Origin of the sequence: Vogesella amnigena (genome assembly GCF_042648905.1) — a bacterium.
Lineage (GTDB): Bacteria > Pseudomonadota > Gammaproteobacteria > Burkholderiales > Chromobacteriaceae > Vogesella > Vogesella amnigena.
Map to the genome: position 1 here is coordinate 134,732 of NZ_JBHRYH010000011.1, position 11,486 is coordinate 146,217.

An 11,486-nucleotide genomic window follows, 5' to 3' on the forward strand; every position below is an offset into this window, starting at 1 on the left:
TCTTGTTTTCCTTTGCAAGTCAGACAGCCGACAGTAGCGACCAGTCGATGGTGTCGTCCGCCACCAGCGGCTGCAGCAAGATGCGGCCAACCACGCTATCCACATGCTCTGCATACAGGCCGCGGTCGGCGCGCTTGAAACACAAATCCTCCAGCCGCAGGCGGGTGCCAGCCGGCAGCGCGCTGGCTGCCACGATACGGCGCCGCACCAGCGGCTTGATCCGCTCCTCGCTGGGGTTGGGCCACTTCACGCCATCCCCCAGCGCCTGTTCGATGGAACGTATCTGCCGCACCATCTGCGCGAATTCATCCGGCGCCATCGAGGCGGCATGATCCGGCCCGGTCATGCCCTTATCCAGGGTCAGGTGCTTCTCGATCACCTGCGCGCCCAGCGCCACCGCCGCCACCGGCACTTCGCAGCCCAGCGTATGGTCTGAGTAGCCCACCCGCAGCCGGAATGCTTGCTGCATGGTCTGCATCGCACGCAGATTGACCTCCTGCGGCGGGCAGGGGTAGTTGGTAGTGCAATGCAGCAGCAGCAGTTCCTGCTGGTTGTGCTCTCGCAATAGCCGCACCGCGCGCTCCACCTCGCCCAGGGTCGCCATGCCGGTCGACAGGATCATCGGCCTTTGCTTGGCGGCGATACGGCGCAGGAAAGGCAGGTTACTCACTTCGCCGGAGCCGATCTTGATCCACGGCAGCTGCAACTGGTCGACCAGGAAATCCAGGCTGTCCTCGTCGTCCGGCGTGGACAGAAAATCGATGCCCACTTGCCGGGCGTACTGCTGCAGCTCGGCAAAGTCGGCATAACTCAGTTCCAGCGCCTTCACCATCTGGAACTGGCTATCGCCGCCGCCCAGGTTCTGCTGCTGGTAGGTCGCCATCGGCGTGTGGCGGGTAAGTATCTTTTCGGTCTTGAAGGTCTGAAACTTTACCGCGTCGGCACCGGCGGCCCTGGCCGCGTCGATCAGCTGTCGCGCCAGCGCCACGCTGCCGTTATGGTTCACGCCGGCTTCGGCAATGATGTAGACCGCGCTCATCTTGATTTCCTCAGGCTAACGGGCACCTCGAAAAACTCCCGCTTTCGTCGCGATACTGCGTTGCTCACGAAAAATGTCTCCTTACATCAAACATATGCGGCGTCGACATTTTTCATTCGCGCCTTGTCTCACTTAGAAATCCGGTTTTTTCAAGGCCCCCTAACAGGCTGTTCCAGTCGTCGGCATGCAATGCGGTGTCGAAGCGCTTGCGCCGCAGCTGCTCGCGGCTATAGCGCTCTAGCGCATGATCAATGGCCTGAACGATGCGCAAGGCATTATTACCGTCCAGGAAAGGGTCGTACGGGTTGGGGCACTGGCGGGCAAATGCCTGGAATGGTGCGGACAGTACCTGGCGCAGGGCCGCGACAATCTCGCTGGCGACATAAGGCAGATGCAGTACCGACTCCGCCGCCAGCCGGTTCTGCTGGCGGGCGCCGATATTCAACGCCGGCACGCCGAACGAGGCCGCCTCCACGATGCCGCTGGAGGAGTTGCCCACTACCGCCCTGGCACGGCGCATCACGGCCAGATAGTTGCGCCGGCCGAAATGCGGCACCAGCCGGCTGTTGTCGTGCTGCTGCACGAAGTCCTGAATCGCGGCCAGCACAATATCGGCGCCCTGCTCGGTAGCGGGGGCGGTAAACACAATCTGCAGCTCGGGAAACGCCTGCAATGCGGCCAACAGGCTGTGAATCTGCGTGGCCACCGGCGTAGCGCTCTCCAGCGTAGACGGGTGATAGGTCACCAGCAGCGTATCCCGCGTCAGGTCCACGCCAAATTGCTGTTGTACCTCGGCATCGCTGGCGATGTCGGCCTGATGGATCACGTCCAGCCCGCACTCTCCCACCACGCTGATGCGCCAGTCCTCCTCGCCCATGCTGCTGAGGTTGCGAGCGTAGGCTGCCGCAGCGGCAAAGTGCAGGCTGGCAAGCTTGCTATGCGCATGGCGCACGCTGTCGTCGATCACCCCTTCGGTCACTTCGCCGCCGCTGATATGCGCCAGCGGAATGCCATGCAGGAAGGCCGGCAGCGTCACGCCCCACAGCTCCCAGCGATCCCCAAGGAACAGCAGCAACTCTGGCGACTGGCTGGCAAACCAGTGCGACGCGGCCAACTGCATGGCTGCCACGGCGGCCACCTGCTGCTCAGCGGTGGTGACATTGAGGGCGATATCGAATGGCACCACGTTCAGCTGCGGCATCTCCAGCCGGGCGGCCTCGATTTCGTGCAGCGACGCTTGCTGGCCACCGAAAAAATGGGCGCCGCTCACCAGCAGGTCGACGCTGAAGCGCGTCACCGCGTGACGGATTACCGGCAGCAGCAGGCCGAAATCGGAACGGGAAGTAGTAAGGATGGCAATACGTTTAGCGGGTTTCATCTTGGATCACGGACAGGATGCGCTGCATGTCTTCTGTGCGATAGCGTGCATCGCAGGGCAGGCTGAGTATACAGGATGCCAGCGTATTCACCACCGGCAAACCGGCCACCGGCCAGTGAATCGGCGCGAAGCAGCCCGCTGCCGCCAGGCGGCTGCGCACCTGGTCGCGCTGGGCGCTGCTGGCAAATGCGCACAGGGCATGCAGCGGGTAAGAGGCGGCAGCATTCAGCAGCTGACAACTGGCCGGCAGCCCCTGCCGCAGGGTTTGGAAATTCACCGCCATGGGCGCCAGCTGCTGCTGCGGCGCCCAGCCGGCCAGCAACTGGCGTGACAGATAGCTGCAGGCATGCGCGCCGGCTGGCGCGCGGTCCAGCAGCGACTCGGCCTCGCGCAGCCAGGCCAGGTTCTCGTTGTCGGCAAAGCCCTGGCTGGCGGACAGACCACGCAAGAGCAGGCCGGCTGCGCGCAAGGCCACGAAATCTAGCCGGCCCGGCAAGTCGGCCTGCGGCAATGCCTGGCGACGGGATGCCAGCAAGCCGCCATCCGGCCATGGCCCGCTCTTGCGCAGGCTGGCGAACACATAATCCGATGCCTGGTTACAGGCCTGCAGCGCCGCCGCATCGAACAACAGGTGGGTGACATCGCTGAGCACCGTCAGCCCGCGCTGCCCGGCCCAGGCCGGCAGTAGCGGGTTGTACACGCCAAAATAGTGAATCACCACGATCACGGCGTTGGCCGCATCCATCGTCAGCGGGATATCGCGTGGCAACAGGTCCGCGCCAACGGCATAGCTGCACACCTGCTTGCCCGCCTGCCGGCAGGCGGTCACCAGCGACAGGCACACCAAGTCGGGCAGCCACACTGTTGGCTGCGGCAACGCCTGCAGCACGGCGAACAGCGCATCGCGACCGGTGGCGAAATACTCGGCCGGCCCCAGCACCTGGCTCAGATAATCCGGCTGGCTGCCGGCCTGTTCCGCGGCCAGTTCCGCAGCCTGTTCCACGCTGGGCACCAGCCAATATTCGCCACCAATGACCTGCATCCTCATGCTCCTCTGGCGTCGGCAATCAGGAAAAACTGCGCATGCCGCAGCGGCAACCGCTGGCGCTCTGCCTGATAGCCGGCCTCGTCGGCAAGCAGCCGGGTGATATGGAACGGCAGCCGCCGGGTGGCGAACTTGCGCTTGAAGCGGCTCAGGCCATCGCTTTCATCCAGCTGCAGGCCACCGCCCAGATGCAGCTGGCGGTACCCCTGTGCCCCGAAATGCTGGATGGCCCCCAGCAACAGGTATTCCATCGCCTGCAGCTGCATGCCCCGCTCACTGGCTGCGCTGAGGTGGTAATGCACCCAGCCGCTGCTATCCGCCAGAAAGAACGCCGCCGCCAGCAGCTCGCCACTGCCCGGATCGCGCACCTCGGCCAGCTGGCAGGCCGGCCCCAGCTGCTGCACGTGGGCGGCAAAGAAATCCGGCGAGAACAGGTAATAGTCAGCCGTGCCCTTGGCGCGCATCAGCGCGGCGTACAGCTGGTAAAACCCGCTGCAATCGACATTGGCGGCAAACGGCTGGAAGCGTAGCTGCAGGCCGGCACGGCGCGCGTAGTTCAGCGACCAGCGCAGTTTCTGCGGCAGCTGCTGCACATAGGTCTCAATATCGCTAGCCTCCGGCAGCTGGCAGGCATAGGTCCAGCGATTGAGCTGCAACTGCTGCTGCCAACCCTGCTGGTTGTCGAGAAACGGCGCATGCCGCAGGAACAGCGCCACGATGCCCTCGGCCGCCAGCGTGGCGCGCAAGCCATCCAGGGTTGGTGCATCCAGCAGCAGCGGCCCGCTACAGCCGCCATAACCATAGGCCGAATACGCCTCGTAACGGCCAGGCCCGATTTGCCGCTGCAGCAACGGCAGCGCCCACTGTTGCCCGGCGCTATCGCGTATCCCGAGACAACGCGCCACGCTGCCATCCTGCGCGGCAAACAGCCGTTGATAGGCGGCTTGCAGATAAATGCAGGGCGTCAGCGCATCGGCACTGTCCGCCCAGTACCACGCGCTGGCCTGCTGCGGCGGGCAGAGCGGCATCGCTCAGCCCCCTGCCGCCAGCAGTGCCGGGCTGCTGGGGATATTGATCAGGGCATCTTCGATGCGCTGTGCCTGCGGCAAGGGCGCAGCCGGGCAATGCTGGTACATCGGCAGCTGGTTGAGCAGGGTCCAGGCCGGACGCGACATCAGCCCGGCGGCATTCAGTGCCTGCAGCAGCGCGTCGCGCAGCTCACGTTGCGGCGATGTCAGCATGATGGCGTTAAGCCAGTAATTGCTGTGGCAGTCAGCCGGCTCGGTCAGCAGCCGCACGCCCTCAACATCGGCCAGCGCCGCCTGGTAGCACGCCGCCAGCGCCCGCTTGCGCTGCAGCATGTCCGGCAGCCGCTCCAGCTGCGCACAGCCCAGCGCGGCGTTGAGATTGGGCATGCGGTAATTCCACGCCACCTCGTCATGCTGGAACGCCCAGGCATGCGGCAGCTTGGCGGTGGTGGTCAGGTGCTTGGCCCGTGCGGCCAACACCGGGTCGGCGGTCAGGATGGCGCCACCGCCGCCGGTGGTCATGACCTTGTTGCCATTGAAACTCAAGGCCCCCAGCAGGCCGAAGGTGCCGGTATGCCGTTGCTGGTAGCGGCTGCCCAGCGATTCGGCGGCATCCTCCACCAGCGGCAGGCCGAAGTCTTGTGCCAGCTGCAGCAAACCCTGCAGATCGGCCGGGTGGCCGAACACATGCATCGGCACCAGGGCGGCGATGCGCCGGCCGGTGAGGCTGTTGATCAGCTGTCCGTGGCGGTAATCGGCAATGCGCTCCAGGTACAGGCGCAGGGCCTGTGGATCCACGCCCAGGGTGCGGCTGTCACTGTCGACGAAATGCGGCACCGCGCCCAGGTAGGACACGGCATTGGCCGTGGCAACAAAGCTGAGCGCCGGCACCAGCACTTCGTCGTCGCGGCCAACCCCGGCCAGCAGCAGCGCCATGTGCAGCGCCGCCGTACCGTTGACGGTGACCACCGCATAGGGCGAGCCGGTGTATTCCGCCAACGCCTGCTCGAAGCGATCGACATACTTGCCTACCGACGATACCCAGCCGGTATCCAGGCATTCCTTGACGTATTGCCACTCGTTGCCGGCAAACTCCGGCTCATGCAGCGGGATGAAATCGCGGCTGGGCAATACGCCATGTACAGCCTGCACCACGGCCGAAACCCATTCGCTTTGCGTGTGTTCGATATGTGGCATGGCAGCTCAGATGTTGTAGCGATCGGTTTTGTAGGCCGCCAGGTTGCCCGGTTCGGTAAACCAGGCCACGGTGTGCTGCAGGCCACGGCGCAGGCCTTCGTGGCCGGCAAATGCCGGCTGCCAGCCAAACAGCGCGCGAGCCTTGTCGTTGCTGGCCCACAGCCGCTCAACCTCGCTGTTTTCCGGGCGCAGGCGCTGGCTATCGGTTTCGATACTTACCTCCACCCCCATTACCTCGGCAATCAGCGCCACGGTATCGCCAATGGAAATCTCGAAACTGGAACCCAGATTCACCACTTCGCCAATGCCGTTTTCCGATTCGGCGGCGGCGATAAAACCGGACACGGTGTCCTGCACATAATTGAAATCCCGCGTCGGGTGCACCGCCCCCAGACGCAATACCCGCTGCCCGCTGGCAATCTGGGTAATGATGGTAGGAATCACCGCCCGCGCGGATTGGCGCGGCCCATAGGTATTGAATGGCCGCACGATGCTGACCGGCAGGCCGAAAGACGCAAAAAAGGAATACGCCAGCTGATCGGCGCCGATTTTGGAAGCGGAATAAGGCGACTGCCCCTGCAAGGGGTGCGATTCGGTAATCGGCACAAACTGCGCAGTGCCGTACACCTCGCTGGTGGAGGTGTGCACCACCTTCACGCCGCCCAGCTCCCGCGCGGCCTGCAGCACATTCAGCGTGCCCTTGATATTGGTGTCGATATAGGTATCGGGCGAATGGTAGGAATACGGTATGGCAATCAGCGCCGCCAGGTGCAATACCGTATCGCAGCCCTGCATCGCCTGGCGTACCCCGTGCGGGTCGCGAATATCGCCGGCAAATACCTCCAGCTGCGCCCGCAATTCGGCACTGGCGTGATCCAGCCAGCCCCAGGAATTGAAAGAATTGTAGAGAACGAATGCGCGCACCTGATAACCACGTCGCAGCAATTCTTCCACCAGGTGAGAACCAATGAATCCATCCGCCCCGGTTACCAATATTTTCTTCATCGCCATTCCATTTTGAAAACGCCGCCCCACCCCAGGCCGCGACACTGCCAGAAAGCCAGCGGCAGGCTGGTTTGTCCCATACTCTATAGTATCGCGTGGCTACAGCCATAACAGCAGCAATCAGTATGCAGCACGCTTCTAACCGTGCTTTTTCCCGGGGGCAATATGGCCTTATATGGTTTCGATGCCTTTTCACCCGCCCAGATTGCCGACAAGGTCGAAGCCATCGGCGTCAGCAAGGCGCGGCTGCCGCTGCGGCAGATGATTCCGCTGGGCGTGCTGGCCGGTGCCTTCATCGCGCTGGGCGCCATGTACTACGTGCTAGTGCTGAGCGATGCCACGCTGGGCTTTGCCGCCAACCGGGTACTGGGCGGCGTGGTGTTTTCCCTGGGCCTGCTGCTGGTGGTGGTAGCCGGCGCCGAGCTGTTCACCGGCAACAACCTGCTGGCGATGGCCTGGGCAGATGGCCGCATCAGCAGCCGCGAGCTACTGCGCAACTGGCTGATCGTCTGTGCGGCCAACTTTGCCGGTGCCGCCGGCATGGCGCTGCTGATCTGGCTGTCCGGCCATGGCGCCATGAACGGCGGCCGCGTGGCACAGCAGGTGGTGCTGATTGCCGGCGCCAAGTGTGCGGCACCGTTGGCCGCATTGTTCTGGAAAGGCGTGCTGTGCAATATCCTGGTGTGCATGGCGGTGTGGATGGCGTTGGCCGGGCGCAGCGTGACCGACAAGTTCATCGCCATCGTGTTTCCGATCTCCGCCTTTGTCGCCGCCGGCTTCGAGCACAGCATCGCCAATATGTATCTGATTCCGCTGGCGCTGCTGCTGCGCGACAGCGTGCCACCGGAGCTGGTATCCCCCGCTCTGGGCGTGGCCGGCATGCTGCGCAATCTCGCAGCAGTGATTGCCGGCAACCTGCTGGGCGGCAGCGTGCTGGTGGCGCTGGTCTACTACCTGATCTATCGGCGTGGCACGCCGCCGGCAAGCCCACAATGAACAAGGCCGCCCAGGGGCGGCCTTGTGAGTGGCAGAACACGAATCAGCGGTTGTCGGCCCAGATCAGGCGGGCAATTGCCGAGGAATCCAGCTCGCCCTCGCCTTCCTGCACCAGCTCGCCGATCAAGCCGGCCACCCGCTCGGCTTCCGGCAGCTTGATGCCCAGCGATTGCGCGGTATCCAGCACGATGCCCATATCCTTGAGGTGCAGCTTGGCCTTGAAGCCAGGGGCATAGTTGTCGTCGATCATGCGCTGGCCGTGCACGTCCAGCACGCGGCTGGCGGCGAAACCGCCCAGCAACGCCTCGCGCACCGGCGCCGGATTCACACCACAAGCCTTGGCCAGTTTCATCACCTCGGCCACGGCTGCAATGCCGACGCCGACAGCGATCTGGTTGCAGGCCTTTGCCACCTGGCCGGCCCCGCTATCGCCGATGTGGGTGATGGTCTTGCCCATCGCCTCCAGCGTCGGGCGTACCTTTTCCAGCGCCTCTGCCTTGCCACCCACCATGATGGTAAGCGTGCCGTTGACGGCCCCCACTTCGCCGCCGGATACCGGGCAGTCCAGGAAATCGATGCCCTGTGCGGCCAACTTGCCGGCAATTTCCCGCGCGCCCAGCGGCGAGATGGTGCTCATGTCCACGCATACCAGCCCTGCCGTGGCACCATGTACCACGCCCTGCTCTCCCAGCAGCACCTGCTCCACGTCGGCGGTATCGGAAACATTGCTCACCACTACCTCAACCTTGGCCGCCAGCGCGGCCGGGCTATCCGCCCAGCTGGCACCGGCATCCAGCAGTGGCTGGGCCGATTCGCGCCGCCGCGCCCAGACTGTCACCTGATGCCCCGCCTTGAGCAGATTGCGTACGCAGGGGGCACCCATGATGCCCAGACCGATGTAACCGACTTTCATTGCTTCCCCTTGGATGGATGTAAGGTGCTGCTCAGGGCGATACCGCCGCCGGCTGCTGCCGCATGGCCAGCCATTGCGCGAAATTGACCTGCTCGCCCTTGGCGTGTTGTTCCAGAAAATAGATGAAGGCCAGCACTTCGGCCACGGCGCGATACAGCTCCGGCGGGATATGGCTGTCCAGATCCACCTGCAGCAGCAGGTTCACCAGCTCGGGGGAGTCGTGCACGAACACCCCCGCCTCCCTGGCCTGCTCGATGATGCGCTCGGCAGTCTGGCCATAGCCCTTGGCCACCACATGTGGAGCGTTGTCGCCCTCACGGTAGCGCAGGGCTACCGCCGAGCGGCGATTGTCAGTTCGTGCCTGTTTCATGCTTCACCAGCAGACTGGCCAGCGACAGGCCGGCAGCTTCCATCGCCCCGGCCAGCTGCAGGCGATGGGATTCGATCAAGGCCCCAGCCTCGTCACTATCGGTGGCAAACACCAGCTGTACCTGATTGCCTACCATGCGCAGCCGTGCGGCCAACCCTCCCAGCTGCGGCAGCTGCAGATTGAGCTGGGTATGCCAGGCGCGCATTTCCTCCTTGCCGTCGCCTTCGCGCTCCTGGGATTCGTCGGCCTGGATCTGCCACTGCACCTGCTGGCCCGGCCAGGCCAGGCCGTTGTAGACGAACTGGCGCTGCTCCAGCGTTTCCAGCTGACGCTGCACCAGCTGCCCCATTTCGCCCTGGCGGTTGGCCGCCTCGCCCAGGCGTGCCTGCGGTTCCTGACGCAAATCCTCCAGCGACAGACGGCCATCCACCCAGGCCTTCTGGTGCGATTCATAGAACAACCCGCTTTTTTCCACGGTCTGGCGCAGGCTGTCGCTATGGCTATCGCCGGGCATCGCCGGGTCGTTCAGCAGCGCCTTGTTGCCTGCCGCCACGCCCAGGCTGCCACTGTCGTAGGCATTCGCCAGCGCGGCAGCCGTCGCCGATAAACGCCCACCATGCTGGTTGGCTGCCTGTAGCAGGCCATTCAGGTAGCGGGTGGCATCGCTCAACGATACCGGTGCCGATTTGGCCAGGTCCGGGTCCTGCTCCAGCGTGACCTGCACGAAGCTCAGTTGCGGCTCGGTACTGCGCACCCTCAGCAGCAGCGGGTCGGCATTCAGCGCACCGGAGCCGGGAGGCGCCTGCAGGTGAAAGGCGGCATTCTTGGCCAGCACCACCGCCGAACCATCCGGTAGCCGCTCCGCCACCCGCGCATGCAGCCATTCACCGGCCTGGAATGCCGGCAACTTGCCGCCAGGCTGCTGCAGGGTATCTAGCAGGGTTTCCTGCTGTACCGCCAGCTCCTGCGCCGCCTGCTGCTGCACATCCACCAGCGCGAACGCCAGCGGTTGCATGCTGGCCACCCGCAGATTGAGCTGGCTGCCGGCCTGGGCCAGATTGCCGGCCGGAACATTCAGCAAGAAGCTCTCCCCCTTGATCAGCGCTGTCAGCTTGCCATCCGGCAGGCGTTCGCTGACGCTGGCACTGACCAGCTCGCCGGCACTCAGGGATGGCATGCGCGCCGGCTGGCTGCTGACCTCAATCAGCGCACGGCCTTGCTCGCGCTCCAGCCGTGCAGTCTGTGCCGGGCTGAGTGCAGCATCCGTCGCGCCACGCGCGGCACCGGGAAGCAGTGGAGAAATCATGAGGTGGGGCTATTGCGGTACAGCGACAAAATCAGCTCGGCCTCGCTGCGCGAAATGCCGCAGCGCTCCGCCACATCTGCCGGACTGAAGCCGCGCTTGAACAATTCGATGGCCTGGTTGTACGGGCTGGCCCCTTCCGCCGCTGCGGCGGGCTGGCCATTGCGCAACACGCGCGGTGTCTGCAGCTGCTGCTGGGCAATCAGCGAGACATCCTGCAAGCCGCGCTGCAGATGGCTGACCTGACGTTGCAGCTCTTCCAGATGGTGCAGACTGAACTCCAGGTAGGCAATCCTGCGGTAGGCACGGAACAGCAGATAGCCGCCGACAGCGGCCAGGATGACCAGACCCCAAACGATGTATTCCATCTCACACCCCTGGCAAGTGAACTAGGTTCTCTCTGAAATCTAGCATCCCTACACCCGGGTGGCAGCGCGAAAAATGGATAGTGTGATGAAGCTATTGGCCATAGGTGGAGTCGAGCTTGTTTTGCGTGCTCATCAGCTGCAGGTGTTCGGCCAGTTGCTGTTTTTCCTGCAAGGCCAGCTGATTGACTTGCGCCAGCAACTGCTGGGCCAGCAGTGCATCGGCACGCAGACGCTCTGCGCCAGCGGCATCCAGTTCGGATAGTGGCTGGACACGGTAGTCGAGTCGTGCCAGCTCTACGCTCTTGCTGATGAAGGCGTCCCACTGCTGCTGCTGTGCCAGTTGCAGCAGCTCCTGCAGCAGCGGAATCAGCTGGCTGGCCGGAGATTGGCTGGCCAGCGGATCAGACGGCACCATAGTTCAACCCGGGCTTACCGGCATCGCCAGCGGCAGCCTGCGGCTTGCCGATCTCTTCCCAGGCTCCCTTCAGCTCGCCCAGCAAGTTGGCCACTTCATCCAGCGCGGCACCATCATTGTTGCGGTTGGCCGCAAACAGGCGCTCGCAACAATAGGTGTACAGCGCCGCCAGATTGTCGGCCAACTCGCCGCCGGCCTTGCGGTCCAGCGCGGCCAGCAGGCCTTCGTCCACGATGGCGATAGCCTTGCTGATCAGGCGCCCCTTTTCGGCGACATTGCCGTTTTCCATATGAAAGCGGGCCTGCTTGACCGCCTGGATGGCGCCATCGAACAGCAGCAGGATCAGCTTGTGCGGCGAGGCGCTTTCAACTTCCAGCTCCAGGCTTTTCTGGCCGTACGCTTTGAGCGCATGTTTATTCATGTATTACG

Annotated in this window: 13 protein-coding genes; 1 reads left to right on the plus strand and 12 read right to left on the minus strand. The window is 63.9% G+C overall.

The features are described from left to right. Positions 1–19: 19 nt before the first annotated feature. From neuB to ACFOKJ_RS05375, 6 genes are all read right to left on the minus strand, one after another. Positions 20–1,039 (minus strand): N-acetylneuraminate synthase, encoded by a 1,020-nt coding sequence (neuB, locus tag ACFOKJ_RS05350; RefSeq protein ID WP_390277209.1) that lies wholly within the window; start codon positions 1,037–1,039, stop codon positions 20–22. A gap of 112 nt (positions 1,040–1,151) precedes the next feature. Next, positions 1,152–2,417 carry a UDP-N-acetylglucosamine 2-epimerase gene (neuC, locus tag ACFOKJ_RS05355; protein ID WP_390277212.1) on the minus strand — a complete coding sequence of 422 codons (1,266 nt, stop codon included), beginning with the start codon at positions 2,415–2,417 and terminating at the stop codon, positions 1,152–1,154. Continuing rightward, on the minus strand, positions 2,404–3,459 hold the full coding sequence (locus tag ACFOKJ_RS05360) for a hypothetical protein (RefSeq protein WP_390277214.1): 1,056 nt from the start codon (positions 3,457–3,459) through the stop codon (positions 2,404–2,406). The genes neuC and ACFOKJ_RS05360 overlap by 14 nt, the downstream gene beginning before the upstream one ends. 2 nt (positions 3,460–3,461) lie before the next feature. Continuing rightward, positions 3,462–4,490 carry a GNAT family N-acetyltransferase gene (locus ACFOKJ_RS05365; protein WP_390277216.1) on the minus strand — a complete coding sequence of 343 codons (1,029 nt, stop codon included), beginning with the start codon at positions 4,488–4,490 and terminating at the stop codon, positions 3,462–3,464. Positions 4,491–4,493: 3 nt separating this feature from the next. Continuing rightward, entirely contained in the window at positions 4,494–5,687 is a 1,194-nt protein-coding gene (locus tag ACFOKJ_RS05370; RefSeq protein WP_390277218.1) for a LegC family aminotransferase, read from the minus strand. A 6-nt stretch (positions 5,688–5,693) separates the two neighbouring features. Beyond that, positions 5,694–6,692, minus strand: a complete 999-nt coding sequence (locus ACFOKJ_RS05375; RefSeq protein WP_390277220.1) for an NAD-dependent 4,6-dehydratase LegB — start codon at positions 6,690–6,692, stop codon at positions 5,694–5,696. Between the two features lie 165 nt (positions 6,693–6,857). On the opposite strand from ACFOKJ_RS05375, the gene ACFOKJ_RS05380 reads away from it, so the two are divergent. Continuing rightward, positions 6,858–7,688: a formate/nitrite transporter family protein gene (locus ACFOKJ_RS05380; RefSeq protein WP_390277222.1), complete on the plus strand. Its 831-nt coding sequence runs from the start codon at positions 6,858–6,860 to the stop codon at positions 7,686–7,688. A gap of 43 nt (positions 7,689–7,731) precedes the next feature. On the opposite strand, the gene ACFOKJ_RS05385 is transcribed toward ACFOKJ_RS05380, so the two are convergent. The 6 genes from ACFOKJ_RS05385 to fliS all read right to left on the minus strand — a co-directional run bounded on the left by ACFOKJ_RS05385 (position 7,732) and on the right by fliS (position 11,478). Further along, a complete protein-coding gene (locus ACFOKJ_RS05385) occupies positions 7,732–8,601 on the minus strand; it encodes an NAD(P)-dependent oxidoreductase (protein ID WP_390277224.1) in 870 nt (289 codons plus the stop codon). Positions 8,602–8,632: 31 nt separating this feature from the next. Beyond that, positions 8,633–8,971, minus strand: coding sequence for an EscU/YscU/HrcU family type III secretion system export apparatus switch protein (locus ACFOKJ_RS05390; protein WP_390277226.1), 339 nt, complete (start codon positions 8,969–8,971; stop codon positions 8,633–8,635). After that, complete coding sequence (gene fliK, locus ACFOKJ_RS05395) at positions 8,952–10,277, minus strand: flagellar hook-length control protein FliK (RefSeq protein ID WP_390277228.1); 1,326 nt, start codon at positions 10,275–10,277, stop codon at positions 8,952–8,954. The genes ACFOKJ_RS05390 and fliK overlap by 20 nt, the downstream gene beginning before the upstream one ends. Continuing rightward, entirely contained in the window at positions 10,274–10,642 is a 369-nt protein-coding gene (locus ACFOKJ_RS05400) for a DUF2802 domain-containing protein (RefSeq protein ID WP_390277230.1), read from the minus strand. The genes fliK and ACFOKJ_RS05400 overlap by 4 nt, the downstream gene beginning before the upstream one ends. Positions 10,643–10,733: 91 nt before the next feature. Continuing rightward, on the minus strand, positions 10,734–11,057 hold the full coding sequence (locus ACFOKJ_RS05405) for a hypothetical protein (RefSeq protein WP_390277232.1): 324 nt from the start codon (positions 11,055–11,057) through the stop codon (positions 10,734–10,736). Continuing rightward, the gene (gene fliS / locus ACFOKJ_RS05410; RefSeq protein ID WP_390277234.1) at positions 11,044–11,478 is read right to left on the minus strand and encodes a flagellar export chaperone FliS; all 435 of its coding nucleotides are present in this window, start codon (positions 11,476–11,478) and stop codon (positions 11,044–11,046) included. The genes ACFOKJ_RS05405 and fliS overlap by 14 nt, the downstream gene beginning before the upstream one ends. Positions 11,479–11,486: the final 8 nt, after the last annotated feature.

Excerpts from the sequence above, each read along its gene's own strand:
- ACFOKJ_RS05385 (WP_390277224.1), bottom strand. The coding sequence starts at position 8,601 with ATGAAAGTCGGTTACATCGGTCTGGGCATCATGGGTGCCCCCTGCGTA.
- ACFOKJ_RS05380 (WP_390277222.1), top strand. The coding sequence starts at position 6,858 with ATGGCCTTATATGGTTTCGATGCCTTTTCACCCGCCCAGATTGCCGAC.
- neuB (WP_390277209.1), bottom strand. The coding sequence starts at position 1,039 with ATGAGCGCGGTCTACATCATTGCCGAAGCCGGCGTGAACCATAACGGC.
- ACFOKJ_RS05400 (WP_390277230.1), bottom strand. The coding sequence starts at position 10,642 with ATGGAATACATCGTTTGGGGTCTGGTCATCCTGGCCGCTGTCGGCGGC.
- neuC (WP_390277212.1), bottom strand. The coding sequence starts at position 2,417 with ATGAAACCCGCTAAACGTATTGCCATCCTTACTACTTCCCGTTCCGAT.
- fliS (WP_390277234.1), bottom strand. The coding sequence starts at position 11,478 with ATGAATAAACATGCGCTCAAAGCGTACGGCCAGAAAAGCCTGGAGCTG.
- ACFOKJ_RS05405 (WP_390277232.1), bottom strand. The coding sequence starts at position 11,057 with ATGGTGCCGTCTGATCCGCTGGCCAGCCAATCTCCGGCCAGCCAGCTG.
- ACFOKJ_RS05365 (WP_390277216.1), bottom strand. The coding sequence starts at position 4,490 with ATGCCGCTCTGCCCGCCGCAGCAGGCCAGCGCGTGGTACTGGGCGGAC.
- ACFOKJ_RS05390 (WP_390277226.1), bottom strand. The coding sequence starts at position 8,971 with ATGAAACAGGCACGAACTGACAATCGCCGCTCGGCGGTAGCCCTGCGC.
- ACFOKJ_RS05360 (WP_390277214.1), bottom strand. The coding sequence starts at position 3,459 with ATGCAGGTCATTGGTGGCGAATATTGGCTGGTGCCCAGCGTGGAACAG.
- fliK (WP_390277228.1), bottom strand. The coding sequence starts at position 10,277 with ATGATTTCTCCACTGCTTCCCGGTGCCGCGCGTGGCGCGACGGATGCT.
- ACFOKJ_RS05370 (WP_390277218.1), bottom strand. The coding sequence starts at position 5,687 with ATGCCACATATCGAACACACGCAAAGCGAATGGGTTTCGGCCGTGGTG.
- ACFOKJ_RS05375 (WP_390277220.1), bottom strand. The coding sequence starts at position 6,692 with ATGAAGAAAATATTGGTAACCGGGGCGGATGGATTCATTGGTTCTCAC.